This window comes from Lysinibacillus sp. GW823-FHT02G10, assembly GCF_058797135.1.
Map to the genome: position 1 here is coordinate 38,067 of NZ_JBXAJI010000004.1, position 18,132 is coordinate 56,198.

The following is an 18,132-nucleotide window of genomic DNA, read 5'->3' on the forward strand; positions in this document are numbered from 1 at the left end:
TCTACTCCCATCTAGTCGCCTTTAACGGCAGTTGAATCATAATTTTTGTGCCCACATCTAACGTACTTGTTATATGAAAATCCGCTTCAGAACCATAAATTTCATGGATCCTCTGATAAATATTCCAAAGAGCGGTTCCTGTCCCCTGTTCGGATTGCATTATACGCTTGCCAAGTTGTTTTACCTGCTCCTTCCTCATACCACAGCCGTTATCTTCCGTTAACAGGACCAGCTTATCATTCACACGTTGTACTTTGACATAGATTTTGCCTTCATTACGATTTTTAAAGGCATGATAAATAGCATTCTCGACAAGAGGCTGTAAGGTAAATGGAGGAATTTGCACATCAAAGAGTGTTTCATCCATGATAAATTCAACTTCGTAACGATTTGGAAACCGTGTTTGCTCAATAGATAAATAAGCTTCAACATGATCTATTTCATTTTTCAATGGAATGAGCATTTGCCGTGCGCCCTGCAAATTGCTTCTAAAAAATGTACTAAGCTTGATTAATAATGCTCTTGCCTCATCTGCATCTGTCCGAATCAAGCTTGAAATAGTATTCAGACTATTAAAGAAGAAATGTGGATGAACTTGTGCTTGTAATGCCTTGATTTCAGCATCCTTTAATAATTTACGCTGTTGCTCAATTTCAGCATATTCAAGCTGAGAGGAAAATAGTCTACTCAAACCCTCTGCTAGCTCCTTCTTCACCCCTGTCAAAGAATCCGCTTTAGTGAAATAAAGCTTTAAGCTTCCCACTGTTCGATGCTGTACCTTCAAGGGCAAGACAATGGCAGCACTTAATGGGCAGCTAGCGTGTGGACATTGAATTTCCTTTTGAGATGTAGCCATTAAAATTTTGCCTTCCTCTAATACTCGTTTTGTCAAAGCTGTCATGATTTCTCGATGAATTAAATGATGATCCTCCCCAACGCCAACATGTGCTAACACCCCATTTTTATCGGTAATAGCGACCGCATCTACTTTTATTTCTCTTTTAATAATTTCTGCAACCGTTTGGCATGATTCTTCATTCAAGCCCTTACGAAAATGCTCAATTGTTTGTTGGGCAATTGAAAAAGCTTGATGGGTTTGTAATGCCTTTGTTCGCTCCTCTTCATCAATAAACGTTTTAATAATCATGAAAAATAAAAATATCCCAAAGGCATTCATTAAAATCATCGGCATTGCAATTAATGAAACTAACTGCAAGGCCTGCTCAAATGGCTTCGCGACTACTAAAATCACCAGCATTTGAATCGTTTCTGCACAGATGCCGATAAGAACTGCTTTCTTATAGGAAAAAGTTTGACGTATTTTAAAGCGTTTACTTAAACCACCTGTAATAAAGCCAGCTAGAATCGTTGAAACACCGCAGGCTATTGCTGTAAAACCACCAAGTGTAATTCGGTGAATACCTGCAATAATTCCTACAAATACACCAACAAGTGGTCCACCAAAAATTCCTGCAATGGCGACACCAATTAATCTCGTATTAGCAATGGCCTCCTCCGCATTGATCGTACTATGTATCATCTGATTTAAAGGATGGATTGTCCCACTTTCAATTTTAATCCCTGTATAACTGCTGATAATACATAGGCTACTAAAGATAATAATGAGCCATATTTTCTCTTTCGTTCCTTGCTCCTGAAACAGCTTTTCTCGAAAGAGTCGCCATCTTGACATTAAAAAGGCAAACACAATGATCAGCCCAACTCGCTCTAACATAAATAAAAACAGCTCCATCAAAGGTCACCTCCTAAAAGTCATATTATTTTTTAAAGAATAAACGATAAGAGGTATAACCAAAAATATCACCAGGATTAATCCCTTCTATCGCCTCTAATTGATGTCTTTCAAATTGATTGGAAGCCATTTCCTTTAACATCACAGAGGTTGTTTCATCTTGTGCTAGTTCCTGTGGATACAACCATTTAGCTTCTAAAATTTCTTTTTCTTGAATGGAAACCTGCTGCTGCTCATCTAGCATTCGACAATAAAAAATCGCCATATTATCACTGATATCATCACGGATGACACCTGTTCTAAATCCAATTAAGCCTGAGACTCTACAATCGATGCCTGTTTCTTCTTTGATTTCACGAATAACCGCTTCATCTACCGTTTCTCCTGCATTAACAAAACCTGCTGGCAATGACCAACGCCCCTTCAAGCCACTATAAGCCTTCTTTACAACCAACCATTGCCCAAGCTCATTCACCGTAACACCTGATACACCCAACCATATTTTCCCTCGATCTTTTCTCATAACCTTCACCTCTATCTACCTATTATACCTGCTCACTTTCTATGGAATGAAGCATTTATTCTGAATTTTACAGTTAATCCACAGTGAAAATGCTTCTTTCATTCAACCTCAATAAAAGAAGCTATTATACATTGCCTTGAATTTCACTAAATAAGGTCATAAAAATTTGTTGGAAGTGTCAGATGATTTTTAACATAGTTACTTACAAACAGGTAAATAAAAAGAAAGAAAAAAGCTCCTTTCATTCATCATGTTTTGCAACATCATCAATCAAAGAAGCCTATTATTGTTAGCCCATTATTCGAATGGATTTATTTACTTTTACTCACAAACCTCAGGCGTACCTTCACGCTTTGCTGTTCTGAAAGACGTACCACAGCCACATGATGCAATGGCATTTGGATTATCGATTGTGAAGCCACCGCCCATTAGCGATTGTTTATAGTCAATTTTTGTTCCCATCAAAATCGGCGCATCTTCACGGGAAACAAGAATTGTTAAACCATGCTGAACATCTTCAAAATCATCATCTTTTTTCTCTTTATCAAAATGCATACCATAGGATAGCCCGCTACAGCCGCCACCATTCACCACTACACGTAAAAAAGAACCTTGTTCTTCATTATGCTCCATCATTTCATTAATATGAAAGCCAGCAGCCTGTGTCACTTCTATAATTTGCTTTGTACTTGTCATCCCAATCACCTTCCTTCTTACGTATTATCATAACAATTTTGACCATTGTATGACAAACATTCAGCTTCAAGTCGATTATAAGTTATAATTCTCATATTTTTCACATTAATAGTATTTTTTATTCATGTTAATAAAAACATCATTGGTATAATAGTTACAACGAATTCTTGGCAGGGGGTAATATATATGGAGATTTCACCATATTATGAGAAAAAAATTCAATGTTTAAATTGCAAAAAAGAATTTCCAACATTAAAAGTGCGTTCAAAATTTATTAAAGTAGATCATACGGAAACAGATTTTCAACCTATTTATGCAGATGAAGTGAATGCTCTCTATTATAATGTTTTTGTATGTGAGCATTGTGGCTTTTCCTTTACAGAAGACTTTACAAAATATTTTGCACCGGGTATCCAAGATGATATACGTACACAAATTACAGAAAAATGGGTGCATCATGATTTCAAGGGTGAACGTACCGTATTTCAAGCGATTCAAGCCTATAAGTTAGCGTTTCTTTGTGGCACGATTAAAAAAGAAAAAAATGTAGCGATTGCTGGACTAACTCTACGTCTTGCATGGCTTTATCGTTCCTTAAACAATAGTGGACAAGAAGAGCGCTTTATGAAATTAGCACGTGATTATTATATGGAATCTTATTCTACCGAGGACTACAGCTCTACACAAATGTCAGCTGTCCGAATTATGTATATGATTGCTGAATTATCTAGACGTATTGGAGATATTGAAAATGCGACACGCTTCTTTTCTAGAGTCATTGAAAAACAAAGTGTCGGTGGTGAGGCAAAAATTATAGATATGGCGAAAGAACAGTGGGCCATTATTCGTGAAGAAAAAGAACATGCGCGTCATAAATAGGTAAATAAAAAAGTTCTAGCTTGCAAACAGCTAGAACTTTTTAAAAAGGCTTAGAATACTTGCTCTACTTCGACGATACCTGGTACTTCTTCTAATAATGCTCGTTCAATACCAGCTTTTAATGTAATCGTAGAACTTGGGCAACTGCCACAAGCACCTAATAAACGTAATTTCACAACGCCATCCTCAACATCTACTAATTCACAGTCTCCACCGTCACGTAGTAAGAATGGACGTAATTTATCTAATACCTCTTGAACTTGGTCGTTAATTGTTGCTTCTGCCATTTATCTCGACTCCTTTCCTTATAATGATTATAATGTTAGCAACAGAAAAAATCCAATATTGAATCACAAGGAGAGAAAATACTATGCCATCAACAAAACCTATGATTGAAATTTATGGAACAGCTGTCATCTGTGCTAGTTGTGTCAATGCCCCATCTTCCAAGGATACATATGAGTGGCTACAAGCAGCCATCAATCGCAAATATCCAGATCAAGCATATGATATTCGCTATATCGATATTGAAGGTCCAATTGAGAATGAACGCGACCAAGAGTATGCGTCACGTATTCAAGACGATGAATTTTTCTACCCCCTTGTCCTCATTAACAATGAGGTAGTTGGAGAGGGCTATGTCCAATTAAAGCCTGTATTTACAGCCCTTGAAAATTTAGGGTTTGTCCCAGACGAAACGGTTTAATAAAAATAAAGGGATTGTTTCAAAATGATTTTTGAAACAATCCCTTTCAGCTAATTAATCATTTTGACGTTTGTAATACCATAATAATCCTGATTTCATTAAGCGAGCGATACGCCCAGTTACTGTTGTATCAGCTAAGTATACAAAGCCTTGTTTTTTACCAAGAGCTCCCATAAAGCCTTTTAATTTAATATCTGGCATCTTCTCTGGTAAATGTTCACCTTTCCAACGCATACGAAGTACTTTCACAATTTGCTCCGCTTGTTCCTCTGCTAATTGTGCTGTTGGGGCTAAATCTGATGAAGCACAATCTCCTACAACATAGACATGTTCATCATCGAGTAAATTAAAATACTGTGTGACAAGTGGACGGTCATGTTTATCTTTCTCAACATCCATATCACGCACAATTTTGACTGGCTGAACCCCCGCAGTCCAAACCACTGCATCGAGTAAAATTTCATCATCATGATTAAAAATTTTACCTGGCTCTACTCTTGTAATATTTGAATTGGCAACCACATCAACATTATGCTTAACAAACCAATCCTTCACATACTTACTGAGTTTCTCCGGAAAATCTTTCAATATACGTTGACCACGGTCAAATAGCTTGATTTTTAAATCTGAGCGACTTTCACGTAGCTCACTTGCAAGCTCAATTCCACTTAGGCCAGCCCCTATAATTCCAACTGTAGACCCAGCTGGTAACCCACAAAGTGCTTGGAATGTTGCACGTGATTTACCCATTGTTTGAATGCTGTACGTATACTCTTCCGCACCTGGTACACCATGATATTTATCTTCACAGCCAAGCCCAATGACTAAATCATCATATTCTATTCGTTGTCCGTCTTCAAGAATGACTACTTTTTCCGCACGATTAATTTCAACGACTTCTCCATATACGGCTGTTAAACGTTCATGCTCTGGGAAGCTTACACGAATTTCTTTATCTGTTGCTGTCCCTGCCGCCAATGCATAAAACTCTGTTTTTAAACTATGGAAAGGGGCTCTATCTACTATAACTACCTCTCTGTCTAATGGTAGGCTGTTTAATAGACGAAGCATGACACGCATATTGCCGTAGCCGCCACCTAAAAGTACTAATTTTCCCATAATAGTCTCCTTTTATATCTCTTTTAATAATTGTTCACAAAGTATCCACAAACGAGTATAACCGATTGTGAGAAGTTTCACAATATCAGAATGAAATTTTGTGAAAGATTTCACAAAATAAACGAGAACCTGTTCATTTCTATTGATTTTTAAACCATTAATAACAAATTCCCTTTATCTTTTATTAAAAAACGTTTCTTTTCTCTTAAACATAAATAATTGACGAAAATCGTAAAACCGAGTAGCATTACTTTGGTGAGGTGACATGGATGAATCCAATGGTTGAATTTTGTATAAGTAATTTAGCAAATGGCTCTCAAGCAACTTATGAAGTACTCGAACGCGATCCAAACATCGACGTTTTGGAATATGGCTGCCTCAGTTATTGTACAAAGTGCTCAGAATCCTTTTATGCAATAGTAAACGGTGAATTAGTAGAAGCAGATTCTCCTGATGAATTAACGAAAGCCATTTATCAATTTATTGAAGAAAATCCTTTATGGTAGTTTTCTAAAATGCCTATATGAATAAATTTGAACAAATAAAAAGGATGTTATGCTGAAAATTAGCATAAACATCCTTTTATTACTTAAGTACGTCCACTACATATGTAGGTTGGCATTCTTTTTCGAGGACAGTCTTTGTAGGCGTCACCCCAGTATTCACATGAATGGTGTCACAGCCAAATCGAATGCCACACATAATGTCCGTATCATAATTATCACCGATCATTACCATGTCTTCTTTCGCAATTCCATGTTCGGTCGCAATTACTTCCAGCATGGCTGGCGATGGCTTACCAATATAGATTGGTTCAACATCTGCAACTTCTCCTACCAAGCGTGCAAAAGAACCATTGCCTGGTAAGAACCCGTATTCTGTTGGGAATTTAATATCCTGATTCGTGGCAATAAAGGTCGCTCCTTGCTGAACAAAAACCGTTGCCCTAGCAAGTGCCATATAATCAAGCGTACGATCAATCCCCATAACAAATACATCGGGCTCATCCTCAACAGGCACAATATTTTCATTGAGTAGTGCCTGACGAATACCATCTGTACCCATCATCGCTACTTTTTTACTTGGAAAATGTAGGGCCACATACTTTGCTGTGACCAATGCACTTGAATAAATATGCTCTAATGGCGCGTTCACGCCAATAGACAGTAAAGCTTCTTGCAGTTGTTCTCGCGTCTTCGAAGAATTATTCGTTACATAGAATGGCTCAATTCCTGCTTGCTGTAAACGATGAATAAAAGCTACCGCAGAAGGAATACCTTCCTTCCCACGGTAGACAGTACCATCTAAATCAAAGCAATAGGCCTTATATTGTTTCATTGATGATCCTCTGGCAAAAATGCTGAAACAGGTCCTAATTCATTTGTTAAATAATTATGAACTGCTGGCGAGAACTGCTTTAAAGCCATTAGATTGGCTGTTAATACATGGATAACCTCTTGGATATCTACCTCTATAAACTCACGCACTAGCATTTTACGTAAGCCAACAACTGCTTTGTATGGTGCTTCCAAATCAGCAGCTACAACTTTTTCATCGACTAAAATATCAATAATATCCTCGTAGCTTCCTGGATCGCGCATAATGAAACCGTCAATCATTAAATTTCCTACATCCATCATTGACTCCATAATGTTGTGTCCAATTCGCTCGATAGCTAATTTCTTTATATCATTCTGAAGCCAGTTATCCTCTGTCTCCAAAATAGTTAATAGCCCATCTAAGTACTGTAAATTTTTTGTGATTTTATTACGATCTACAAAATACACAAGGAAAGCCCCCATTCAAATCTTTAAAAGTTGATAGTCTTTTCTCTTCTATAGTACCATAACTATAGGATTGGAAGGAGATTAAAAGATGGAACGTTTTTTTTTATATGATGATGTAGAAGATACGAAAACAAGATTTGTTAGTTTTGCTGGACAAAAGCTACGTTATGATTTAGCTATATTACAATCTGGCCGCTTCTTTGGAAAAGTGCTTGTCATGGATATCCAGTTCGGTCGCTTTGCTATTATTGGTCCTGATGATGTAGAAGAGCCTGGTTACTTAGAACATGTGTACAATCGCACAGAGGAAGAAACAATCGAATTACGGGAATACTTGCGTGAATTATTGAACTAACACCCATTTTATTGGGTGTTTTTTTATATAACATAAAAAAATTTCGCTAACCCTGAGCGATTGCGAAATCTTTTTACGTATTGTTATTTATTTAAAGTGGATGGATTATCTTTATTATGGGGCTTGTCTTTATTTTCATTATCATTTTGCTTTTTCGCTTGCTGATTTTGACCAATCACAGCTAAATCGTCTACACTAATATCAAAACCATACCCATATTCCTCTCGATCTAATGGCTTTTTATTGCGTTTTTCTTTTGCCAACATCATCACCTCCATTCATAAATTATCCCTTTTTTAATGATTTATACGCCCTTTTTCTCAATACATTTAAGCTGTGACATCCTTAATAATCCACTGGGCAGCGCTTATTAAATCTGGAAAGACAGCATCTGCTAATGGATCTTGTTCTCCTAGGAAAACACCCTTTGTTCCTGCCCGTTTTCCTGCAATAATATCCGTATCTGTATCGCCAACCATATAGGATTTTGATAAATCAATGTTATATTTCTTTCCTAAATCCACAATTAATTTGCTATTGGGCTTGCGGCAGGCACAACCTGACTTAGGTTTGTGCGGACAATAAACGACTTCATGGATTACTGCCCCTTTTTTCTTTAACTCCTTCACCATATGTTCATGTATTTTCTGTAAGCCACTTTCCTTCATAAAGCCTAAACCAACCCCACCTTGATTTGTCACGACAAACACATAATCAAAATGCTTATTTAGCTTTCTGATTGCCTCAGGCACTTGCGGTAAAAAATACAAATCCTTAGGCTTATTCACAAACTTCACACGATTGGTCAGTACTTCATTGATAACACCATCACGATCTAAAAATACGGCTCTTTTCATTTGCAACACACCTTCGATAAGCTGTTTTGTGCTTTAGTTTTCCCCAATTACACAAAAGCTAACAATCATGAAAAAAAACCTGATGCCTATCACATCAGGTTTTTGTATAAGAGTTTATTCTGCTAAAGGTTCATGGTCTGTTGGCTTTGTTACTTCACTCATATCCACTACTTCTGGCTGTTTCATAACTTTCCCCAATTTACGTAATACGAAATAAGCACAGCCAAAATTACAGTATTCGTATAGATAATCTTGAAGCGTACTTATTTTTGTATCAAAAGTGGATTTTTGATTTTTATCATCAAAAAACCCCTTTAAACGTAACTGGTTGTAGCCCCAATCACCTACAATATAATCGTATCTGGCTAAGATATCTGAGTATCTTTCCTGAAAAACTTCCTCCTGAAAGGCCTCGCGATAATCTTCTATTAGTTCATATTCTAATCCTTCAACTATGATCAAAGTGACACCACCCTTTTCGTTCAGCCTTGACGTTTACACTTCCGCTTGTAATTGACGTTCTTTCGTTGCAGCATTTACTTGTTCGTCTGCATGATAACTACTACGTACAAGTGGGCCAGCCTCACAATGCTTAAAGCCTTTCTCCATGGCAATCTTACGCAGTTTACCAAATTCTATTGGTGAATAGTATTTTTTAACTGGTAAATGCTTTTTCGTTGGCTGTAAATATTGACCGATCGTCATAATATCTACATTATTTGCACGTAAATCGTCCATGACTTCTAAAATTTCTTCATGTGTCTCGCCTAATCCAATCATTAGTGATGATTTCGTTGGAATTTCAGGCTGCATCTCTTTAGCTAAACGCAGGAACTCTAAAGAGCGTTCGTATTTTGCACGAGCGCGCACTCTAGGTGTTAAACGGCGTACTGTTTCAATATTATGATTTAAAATATCTGGTTTTGCATCCATTAACATTTGAAGGTTTTCCTTCATCCCGCCTAAATCTGATGGCAATACCTCAACAGATGTGAAAGGACTTTTACGACGAATTGCACGTACTGTTTCTGCTAAAACTTGCGCTCCGCCATCCTTTAAATCGTCACGTGCGACCATTGTAATAACAACGTGCTTTAAATTCATAATGGCTACTGAATCTGCAACGCGCTCTGGTTCTGCCAAATCTAGTTCATTTGGTAAACCTGTTTTCACTGCACAGAAACGACAAGCACGTGTACAAACGGAACCAAGAATCATCATGGTAGCAGTACGTCTCTCTCCCCAGCATTCATGGATGTTTGGACAACGAGCTTCTTCACATACTGTATGCAGATTTTTCTCACGCATCAGCTTTTTAAGCCCTTTATATTCATCATTCGTGTTTAGTTTTATTTTTAGCCAATCTGGTTTTCTTACATGTTCTTCTTTACTTGTAGGTTTACAAGATGTCATACGAATATCGCCCCTATCAAAAATATACATTTTTTAATATTAACTATCTTCACTGTTGTCAATGTAACATATTAAAGGCACTCCAACAACTATCACAACAAACATTTCTATTTATAAGGGACAGGTATTTCTATGGACGGTTGTGGCGCATCACTACTATTGGTATAAATGTTTGGAACAGGTCCCCTTGTTAGGCCCATCGCTACAGGTATATCCTGTGCAACGGTAGAAGACTTACTAGCGAAAGGAACAATAATCTGAACATTTACCTCTAAATGAATACCTACCTCCACATAAGCACTATTGATTCCAAATTCTTGAATAGAGGATGTCACATTACTATGAACATTCCCAATCACATGGAAGCGAATCGGGATCTTTGGCCCCAAATTTCCAAGCAAGGGAATATTGGCTGCTTGACCAAGCGGTACAAAAAAGACAATGCCATCACCATCTTGGATCCTGTTAATATCATATTCAACATTATCTAATTCAGGTAAATGGGATAGCTCTCCCTGTTCAGCTTGCTCCAAATACATTTTAACAAGCTCTAATGTCTCTGCTCGAACACGATTAATGATTTCTGTATTAAACTTAGTCGTCATCATTTCAGACGTACCTGGAGGAATATCTTCAATGATATCATTTACATCTAATACATTAGAGGTACGTGAATTAATGGCTTTACTCACAACATATGAGGCAATCTTCGTAGTTTGCACTTCCGCATATTGCAAATAGGTTGGCATGAGCCGTTCATTTAAATAATAAATAAATAATATAAGGCAAACAACCATACTAACAATTAAAATCGTTAATTTATTAAGACGCATTCCCCTTCTACCATATGAGCGTAATTTCATTCTTTTTCGAGGGAAAAACAAAAAAATCTCCTCCTGTTCCATAACGTATGAACAGGAGGAGTAATTTATTCTACTTTTGCGGGAACCACATAATCCGTCTCAACATTTTCAATTGTTACATCAGGATAATCCACTAAATTAATTTCATATGTAGCTGCCAGCAATTGATCTTGTTCTTCAAAAATACGAATCCATGGTAATGCTGCATCCAACGTGTTTTGTCTAGATACAATCCCACGGCGTCCATCTGATAATTTTAAAATAACACCATTTGGATAATGAACAACAGCTCTTTTTAAAGCTTTTACAATTCGAGCATCATAAAGAGTGCCCGAGCCAGCTTCAACAATAGCTAGTCCTTGTGAAGGGAGCATCTTCTCCCGGTATACACGATTCGTTGTCACCGCATCAAAAACATCTGCAACACCAATTATCTTGGCAAATGGATGAATTTCAAAGTCAACAAGTCCTCTTGGATAGCCACTTCCATCAATACGTTCATGGTGTTGGAAAGCACAGTGCGCCACAAGCAGAGAGATTGAATGTAAATTCCGTAATAAATCAAAACCGTAACGAGCATGCATCTTCATCATTTCAAACTCATCATTCGTTAAACGTCCTGGCTTTGTTAAAATATCTTTCGGTACCATTAGTTTACCGACATCGTGTAATAACGCACCTATCCCGATCAAACGTAAATCCTCAGCAGAGTAGCCTAGTTCTTTGGCAATGGCAATAGAATACAATGTCACTTGGAAAGAGTGTTGATATAAATATTCATCAAATAAATAAGCATCTGTTAAAATGGTTAGAATTTCATTATTTCCAGTAACTGCTGAAAGTAATTCATCTATGATCGAAACAATTGTCTTTGATTGCTGATCTAATATATAAGAAGCATTTACTGGATTCAAACCATCAATGGACTGGAACGAATCCTTTATAGTTTTGATGACTTTATTTCGCATAGCAGGTGGAACGGTCTCTTCTACTTCTATTCCCTCAGAAATCTCATCGTCAATATATAAATAATGTGTATTTAACTGTTGAAGTCTTTGAATAATACGGTCATTAATGACAACATCTTTCTTTAAAAGCGGATGACCTGCCTCATTCCAAATGGTTCTTCCTAATACCATTCCTTCTTTTAATACATCGATTGAAATTAATCGCATGACTTCTTCCCCATTCCATTCTTTAAACTCTCTCTATTGTTTAAAGAATCTTTGACCATAATCTATCATAATGTTTCGTAAAAATTCAGGTAAAATATATTGTTTTTTTGCATATTTAAAACTTGGATAAAAATAACCAAATGTAAACAGATCCAATGTGACCAGTTTATAAATGTGATTTTGATCTGCTAGATTACCATTAATTAACAATTGCCGATTTTCATTCATGGAAAATCCATATGTCAATATTTTTCCAAAAATGACGCCTCTAAACCCTAGTCCTTTTAGTTCGATATAAGGCCATTCTTCATTTTTAGATTGCATATAAATTTCTTTCATTTCAGCGACGGATAATTCAATTGTACATAAATTAATTGGATGTGGAAAAATTCGGTGCAAATCTAAGGCAGTCACTATTCCCTTAGGAAGACCATCTAAAAATATCCCTGCATTGAATAATGCACAGTCCGCTCCGCTTTTTTCCAAAATTGCATGTGCAAATAAATCAGATAGCTGTGAATAATGGAACCATTCCTTGTTGTAGGCTTTCTTTGTTGTAAAAACTGGAGTATCCAATATTCTGTTTCCTTCATCCTCCAAAAACTGTACCACTTTCTGTTCATTTTTAACAATTGGCAAATCCTTATTATGAATTAAAGTATCCTTTTTTTCAACAATTTTCCTCAATTTTTTATCATATTCTATGATAAGATGTCCAGTATATTGGCCAAACTTACCTCCACCTGTCAGTAAAACCCCATTAATCACTTTGCCCTCTGGTAGGACATGATGAGTATGAGAGCCGAATATAACATCAATTTCTGGACACTCATCCGCTAAGAGCTCATCCTCTGTAATGCCTAAATGGGATAAGCATACAACAATGTCTACTTCTTCACGTAGTTGATGCGCTAAACGTAGCAGTGTACTTCTAGCGTCGTCCATATGCCAATTTAATTCTTCATAATATACTTCAAACATGGCCGTGGCTGCAATGACGCCAATCTTCGTACCCATTGCTGTTGTTAAGATTACATAAGGCTTCATCCATGCTGGCTTCTTCCCGTGGGAGGCATATACATTTGCAACTACAACATCAAAATTAGCATTGTCATATAAGTGGAAGAGCTCTTCATGGGATAATGTAATGCCTTCATTGTTGCCGATTGTCACCACATCGTAACCCGCCTCATTTAGCAATCGCACATTACCTTTCCCAACTGTTGCTTCTGTATAAATGTTGGAACGATCTAAATGATCTCCAACATCAAACAAATAGCTTGTTTCCCCGATATTCTCTAATTTATTGCGCATTTCTTTCACATAGCTTTGCATTCGTGGCCAATACTTAAAATGACTATGCAAATCATTTGTGTGAAAAATATGGATCTTTTCAAGCATTAAAGCCACCTCACTTCAAATTAAGCTAATATGCCTTCTATAATAGATCGAATTCCTAGTAATAATAGAATAATCCTTAAAGCTAGTACAAGTGTATCGGATTTAATCCTCTTATTTAACGCAGCACCCAGCTTTGCTCCAACATAAGCACCAGGAATAACTGGAATAGTATAAAGCCAGGGTACATGACCGAAATAAACATGGCTTGCAGAATTAACAATGGACGTTAAAAATACCATAAACATCGATGTTGCCACCGCGACATGTGGGGGGAATAAGAATAAAATAATCATTGCTGGCACGATCATGGAGCCGCCACCTATTCCAAATAAACCAGAAGCAAAGCCAATACCAAATGTTAATGTAATAGCAAACCAAATGGGATAGCCATATACATAGGTTTTTCCCTCAGAGTCAGTAAACTCTTGCTGCATACCATTTTTTACAAACCATTTTACAGGCTTCAGTTTGTCTCTCACAAGCAAAATAATCGATAAAATAATAAGTAAAATACCGAAATATAAATTAAAGGATGGTAAATCTAATCCTTTATTGACCCATGCGCCAAGGATTGTTCCTGGAATACTTCCAATAAAGAATATAAAACCACTTTTATAATCCACCGTTTTAGATTTCATATAGCTTAGCGTGGAGGCAAGTCCCGTGAAAATCATCATCACCACTGATAAACCGACTACTTTTTGTGGTGTAATATCTGGGATCATTCCTAAATTTAAGCCGATGTATAATGTTGCTGGTACTAATACTACACCACCACCTAGCCCAACTAATGAGCCAATTAGACCAGCAAGCAAGGCAATGATGACTAATAAAATAAACTCCATTATAGTTCCCCTTCAAACATGTTTAATTGTTTAGGTGCCAACCCGACATCGTTAATATTCAACATACCTTGTAGCTCTTTTGCGTTTTTCGCTGCATGATTACCAGAATTATTATTAAATAAAACGAAGAGTTCATTGACCTCTGGTTCAAGCTTTTTCATGCTATCCCCAAGCTGCTGTAATTCTTCTTTATTATAATCATATAAGAAGCGAACTTTACGCCAATTTTCTGCATTTCCTGTGTTCCGCCATCCATGTATATTGCGACCATGGAGACGAATCAACGCTTTATTTGCAGTCACTACAGGGTAGAAAGGAACAGATCCTACACCAGCCTGTGGTTCATCACAAATCGTATGGATAAATTGATGTTCTCGTAAGAAATCTATCGTCTGCTTGACAACATTTTCTGCATACCATGTTTGATTTCGAAATTCAATCGCTACTTCAAAATCCTTTAGCTGCTGTCGGATATACAATAAATATTGCACATTTTTTCCTTGGCAATCAAACCATGGTGGAAATTGTGCTAATACCATGGCTAGCTTTCCATAACGTTTAAATTCATTGGCACATTCAATAAATGCATTGAACATATCATTTTTTGATTCAAAGGGAATCTCTCCACGTAAATGACCCGTCATTCCTTGGTAAGCTTTCACAACAAAACGGAAGTTTTCAGGTGTATCCTCACACCATTTCCGAACATGCTCTTTGGCTGGTATGGCATAAAAAGAAGTATCTACTTCAACCGTTAAAAAATGACCTGTGTAATCAAATAATTTATCCTTTGAAGTAGTCACTCCACTATAAAGTGAAGGGTGATCGCCCCAACCAGTTAATCCTACTACAATCATGTGACATCCTCCTCTATGTACATAATCATAGCACACAGTATGTCACTACAAATAAACATCATGTAAAAAATATACCTTTTTTTATCACTTAATTATGCCAAAGAAAAAGCATGAGTCCATCTTCCATTGAACTCATGCTACTATAACAGGCGACGTTTATTTCACAAGATTTTGCTGAATAGCCTCTAAAAACTTAATTCGGCTATATGCAGGGCCACCTTCCATTAGTGGATCTAGTACATTAACAAATACTCGGTCATTTTTAAATGCAGTAATATTTTGGATGATTGGATTCTTTTTAAAGTCTTCTAAAGCATTCGGCGCGTCCGCATTTTCATCTGTTGAAAACTGCACAAATAAATAATCAGGATTCATATCTGCAAGTTGCTCCACAGAAATGGCCTCTTGAGATTTAGCTTTAGCAACTTCATTAGGTACTGCTAAACCAAGCTCGCCATAAAGAACTGCATTTAAAAATACTTCTTTTGGATAAACATACGCTTGTCCCCCACGAATACGAATAGCCGCTACTTTTTGATCTTGTAGTTTTTCAGTTAACGTGGACTTAGCAGCTTCAATATCAGCTTTATATGTAGATAAGATCTTCTCAGCATCTGCTTGCTTACCAGTTAGTTCTGCTAGTAAATTCAAATTAGATTCCCAGTTCGTCGAAATATGTGAAACTAAAATTGTAGGTGCAATTTTCTCTAATTTACTTTGTACCTCTTCTGGGAACTTTGTGGACCCTAAAATGACATCTGGATTTAATTCTAATATTTTTTCAAAGTTTGGTTTAATCTTCTCACCAATAGATTCTGCTTTGTCTGTTACAGAAGCATAGAGCTCAGGGAACTTGCCACCAATAGCAATAGCTCCAACTGGGTGAACATCCAGCACCACCATATCCTCCATTGCTTCCATAGCTCCTGTTACAACAATTCTTTCCACTTTTTCTGGCACTTCATAGCTTTCACCAAGATATTCAATCGTTCTCGTGCCATTTTCATTTGTTGATTCTTCTTTTGTTTGTGTCACTTCTTCTTCTTTTGGTGTATCAGTGGAAGATTCCTCTTCTACTGCCTTCTTCTCTCCACATGCGGCGAGAATGAGCATAAATAATGCTATGAAACTAATAAATAAAAATTTCTTTTTCATTTACCTATTCTCCTTTGAATGATGATTGTTATGATGATTAACTATCTCATCTTGCTTATTGAAGTACTGAACATCTTCTAGATTTACCATCCCCCTTTTCAATTGATATTGATTCTCATTATCATTTTAGTATGTAATCTTAAATAAATCCAGTACTATTTCGATATATTATAATTATCCACTTTCTTTCACGACGTAAAAACACAAAAAACCCCTAGTCACAATTTATGTTGTGACTAGGGGTGGCTAATAAATTAACCGATAGAACCTTCCATCTCGAATTTAATCAGACGGTTCATTTCTACTGCGTATTCCATTGGTAGTTCTTTTGTGAATGGCTCGATGAAGCCCATTACGATCATTTCTGTTGCTTCTTCTTCGGAAATTCCGCGAGACATTAAATAGAATAATTGTTCTTCAGATACTTTTGAAACTTTTGCTTCGTGCTCTAAAGATACATTATCATTAAAGATCTCGTTATAAGGAATTGTATCAGAAGTCGATTGATTATCCATAATCAGCGTATCACATTCGATGTTAGCACGTGCACCACTTGCTTTAGGACCGAAACGAACTTGTCCCATATACGTTACCTTACCACCTTGTTTAGCAATCGATTTAGAAACGATTGTTGAAGATGTGTTTGGTGCCATATGGATCATTTTAGCGCCAGCATGTTGGTGTTGTCCTTTACCTGCTAATGCAATCGATAATGTCATACCACGAGCACCTTCTCCTTTTAGGATACATGCTGGGTATTTCATTGTTAATTTAGAACCGATGTTACCATCAATCCATTCCATTGTACCGTTTTCTTCTACAACTGTACGTTTCGTTACAAGATTGTAAACATTGTTCGCCCAGTTTTGAATTGTTGTATAACGGCAATATGCATCTTTACGAACAACAATTTCTACAACTGCTGAGTGTAAAGAGTTTGTTGTGTAAACAGGAGCTGTACAACCTTCAACATAGTGTACGTGAGCGCCTTCATCTACAATAATAAGAGTACGTTCGAATTGACCCATATTTTCTGAGTTAATACGGAAGTAAGCTTGTAACGGTGTTTCTACTTTAACACCTGGTGGCACATAAATAAACGATCCACCTGACCATACTGCTGAGTTTAAAGCAGCAAATTTATTGTCTGTGTAAGGAATCACTTTGCCCCAATATTGTTTGAAAATATCTTCATTTTCACGTAGAGCAGAGTCAGTATCTTTGAACACAATACCAAGATCTTCAAGGTCTTTTTTCATGTTGTGATAAACTACCTCAGACTCATATTGTGCAGATACACCTGCAAGATATTTTTGTTCAGCTTCTGGGATACCTAATTTATCAAAAGTTGCTTTGATTTCATCAGGTACTTCATCCCATGATTTTTGAGTAGCTTCTGATGGTTTTACATAGTACGTAATTTCATCAAAATCTAAATCTCCAAGATCGCCACCCCATTGTGGCATCGGTTTTGTATAAAATGTTTCAAGAGCTTTTAAACGGTATTCTAGCATCCATTCTGGCTCTTGTTTCATATTTGAAATTTCACGGACGATTTCTTCAGTTAAACCGCGTTTTGAACGGAAAATTGATACGTCCTTGTCATGGAAACCGTATTTGTAATCGCCGATATCAGGCATTTTTTTAGCCATCGTTTCTCCTCCGTTCATTGAGATGTATTTTTCTAGGTAATCATCCCTTGCTTTGAGTGAAGGCATAGTAGCTTTCACTCAAGAACAAGGAAGTAA

General features: G+C 36.8%; 22 protein-coding genes. 4 read left to right on the forward strand and 18 right to left on the reverse strand.

From position 1 onward, the window contains the following. Position 1: 1 nt before the first annotated feature. From AC1RFD_RS14210 to AC1RFD_RS14220, 3 genes are all read right to left on the reverse strand, one after another. On the reverse strand, positions 2 to 1,753 hold the full coding sequence (locus AC1RFD_RS14210) for a sensor histidine kinase (protein WP_319839511.1): 1,752 nt from the start codon (positions 1,751 to 1,753) through the stop codon (positions 2 to 4). Between the two features lie 25 nt (positions 1,754 to 1,778). Continuing rightward, positions 1,779 to 2,276 carry an NUDIX hydrolase gene (locus AC1RFD_RS14215; protein WP_036078588.1) on the reverse strand — a complete coding sequence of 166 codons (498 nt, stop codon included), beginning with the start codon at positions 2,274 to 2,276 and terminating at the stop codon, positions 1,779 to 1,781. A gap of 321 nt (positions 2,277 to 2,597) precedes the next feature. Next, positions 2,598 to 2,972, reverse strand: a complete 375-nt coding sequence (locus AC1RFD_RS14220) for a HesB/IscA family protein (protein WP_048394421.1) — start codon at positions 2,970 to 2,972, stop codon at positions 2,598 to 2,600. 186 nt (positions 2,973 to 3,158) lie between these two features. On the opposite strand from AC1RFD_RS14220, the gene AC1RFD_RS14225 reads away from it, so the two are divergent. Beyond that, the gene (locus tag AC1RFD_RS14225) at positions 3,159 to 3,851 is read left to right on the forward strand and encodes a DUF2225 domain-containing protein (protein ID WP_048394419.1); all 693 of its coding nucleotides are present in this window, start codon (positions 3,159 to 3,161) and stop codon (positions 3,849 to 3,851) included. A gap of 50 nt (positions 3,852 to 3,901) precedes the next feature. Here the strand turns inward: AC1RFD_RS14225 and AC1RFD_RS14230 are convergent, their stop codons facing one another. Then, a complete protein-coding gene (locus AC1RFD_RS14230) occupies positions 3,902 to 4,138 on the reverse strand; it encodes a NifU family protein (RefSeq protein WP_004228295.1) in 237 nt (78 codons plus the stop codon). A gap of 83 nt (positions 4,139 to 4,221) precedes the next feature. Here AC1RFD_RS14230 and AC1RFD_RS14235 point away from each other — a divergent pair, with 83 nt between their 5' ends. Next, a complete protein-coding gene (locus tag AC1RFD_RS14235; protein WP_054549443.1) occupies positions 4,222 to 4,557 on the forward strand; it encodes a YuzD family protein in 336 nt (111 codons plus the stop codon). A 54-nt stretch (positions 4,558 to 4,611) separates the two neighbouring features. Here AC1RFD_RS14235 and AC1RFD_RS14240 read toward each other — a convergent pair whose 3' ends face one another. Further along, positions 4,612 to 5,676, reverse strand: coding sequence for an NAD(P)/FAD-dependent oxidoreductase (locus tag AC1RFD_RS14240; RefSeq protein WP_004228288.1), 1,065 nt, complete (start codon positions 5,674 to 5,676; stop codon positions 4,612 to 4,614). Between the two features lie 269 nt (positions 5,677 to 5,945). Here AC1RFD_RS14240 and AC1RFD_RS14245 point away from each other — a divergent pair, with 269 nt between their 5' ends. Next, positions 5,946 to 6,182, forward strand: a complete 237-nt coding sequence (locus tag AC1RFD_RS14245; protein WP_004228286.1) for a YuzB family protein — start codon at positions 5,946 to 5,948, stop codon at positions 6,180 to 6,182. Positions 6,183 to 6,261: 79 nt separating this feature from the next. On the opposite strand, the gene AC1RFD_RS14250 is transcribed toward AC1RFD_RS14245, so the two are convergent. Next, on the reverse strand, positions 6,262 to 7,014 hold the full coding sequence (locus tag AC1RFD_RS14250; protein WP_048394415.1) for a TIGR01457 family HAD-type hydrolase: 753 nt from the start codon (positions 7,012 to 7,014) through the stop codon (positions 6,262 to 6,264). Beyond that, complete coding sequence (locus AC1RFD_RS14255; protein WP_048394413.1) at positions 7,011 to 7,463, reverse strand: DUF86 domain-containing protein; 453 nt, start codon at positions 7,461 to 7,463, stop codon at positions 7,011 to 7,013. The genes AC1RFD_RS14250 and AC1RFD_RS14255 overlap by 4 nt, the downstream gene beginning before the upstream one ends. Positions 7,464 to 7,551: 88 nt before the next feature. Here AC1RFD_RS14255 and AC1RFD_RS14260 point away from each other — a divergent pair, with 88 nt between their 5' ends. After that, a complete protein-coding gene (locus AC1RFD_RS14260) occupies positions 7,552 to 7,818 on the forward strand; it encodes a DUF3055 domain-containing protein (RefSeq protein WP_009371988.1) in 267 nt (88 codons plus the stop codon). 83 nt (positions 7,819 to 7,901) lie between these two features. Here the strand turns inward: AC1RFD_RS14260 and AC1RFD_RS14265 are convergent, their stop codons facing one another. From AC1RFD_RS14265 to sufB, 11 genes are all read right to left on the reverse strand, one after another. Then, the gene (locus AC1RFD_RS14265) at positions 7,902 to 8,096 is read right to left on the reverse strand and encodes a hypothetical protein (RefSeq protein WP_175400780.1); all 195 of its coding nucleotides are present in this window, start codon (positions 8,094 to 8,096) and stop codon (positions 7,902 to 7,904) included. 51 nt (positions 8,097 to 8,147) lie between these two features. Next, complete coding sequence (locus tag AC1RFD_RS14270; protein ID WP_054549444.1) at positions 8,148 to 8,675, reverse strand: D-glycero-alpha-D-manno-heptose-1,7-bisphosphate 7-phosphatase; 528 nt, start codon at positions 8,673 to 8,675, stop codon at positions 8,148 to 8,150. Positions 8,676 to 8,789: 114 nt separating this feature from the next. Continuing rightward, complete coding sequence (locus AC1RFD_RS14275) at positions 8,790 to 9,137, reverse strand: YutD family protein (protein ID WP_004228271.1); 348 nt, start codon at positions 9,135 to 9,137, stop codon at positions 8,790 to 8,792. Positions 9,138 to 9,170: 33 nt separating this feature from the next. Beyond that, positions 9,171 to 10,088, reverse strand: a complete 918-nt coding sequence (lipA, locus tag AC1RFD_RS14280; RefSeq protein ID WP_004228269.1) for a lipoyl synthase — start codon at positions 10,086 to 10,088, stop codon at positions 9,171 to 9,173. 107 nt (positions 10,089 to 10,195) lie between these two features. Beyond that, complete coding sequence (gene yunB, locus AC1RFD_RS14285; RefSeq protein ID WP_048394406.1) at positions 10,196 to 10,993, reverse strand: sporulation protein YunB; 798 nt, start codon at positions 10,991 to 10,993, stop codon at positions 10,196 to 10,198. A 23-nt stretch (positions 10,994 to 11,016) separates the two neighbouring features. Continuing rightward, a complete protein-coding gene (locus AC1RFD_RS14290; RefSeq protein WP_054549445.1) occupies positions 11,017 to 12,126 on the reverse strand; it encodes an HD-GYP domain-containing protein in 1,110 nt (369 codons plus the stop codon). Positions 12,127 to 12,159: 33 nt separating this feature from the next. Beyond that, on the reverse strand, positions 12,160 to 13,527 hold the full coding sequence (locus AC1RFD_RS14295; protein ID WP_387256130.1) for a bifunctional metallophosphatase/5'-nucleotidase: 1,368 nt from the start codon (positions 13,525 to 13,527) through the stop codon (positions 12,160 to 12,162). 20 nt (positions 13,528 to 13,547) lie between these two features. Beyond that, positions 13,548 to 14,372, reverse strand: a complete 825-nt coding sequence (locus AC1RFD_RS14300) for a sulfite exporter TauE/SafE family protein (RefSeq protein ID WP_054549446.1) — start codon at positions 14,370 to 14,372, stop codon at positions 13,548 to 13,550. Continuing rightward, positions 14,372 to 15,229 (reverse strand): DUF72 domain-containing protein, encoded by an 858-nt coding sequence (locus AC1RFD_RS14305; RefSeq protein ID WP_054549447.1) that lies wholly within the window; start codon positions 15,227 to 15,229, stop codon positions 14,372 to 14,374. Before AC1RFD_RS14305 ends, AC1RFD_RS14300 begins: the two co-directional genes overlap by 1 nt. A gap of 156 nt (positions 15,230 to 15,385) precedes the next feature. Then, positions 15,386 to 16,384, reverse strand: a complete 999-nt coding sequence (locus AC1RFD_RS14310; RefSeq protein WP_103118721.1) for an ABC transporter substrate-binding protein — start codon at positions 16,382 to 16,384, stop codon at positions 15,386 to 15,388. Between the two features lie 254 nt (positions 16,385 to 16,638). Then, a complete protein-coding gene (sufB, locus tag AC1RFD_RS14315) occupies positions 16,639 to 18,036 on the reverse strand; it encodes a Fe-S cluster assembly protein SufB (RefSeq protein ID WP_016993620.1) in 1,398 nt (465 codons plus the stop codon). Between the last annotated feature and the right edge of the window lie 96 nt (positions 18,037 to 18,132).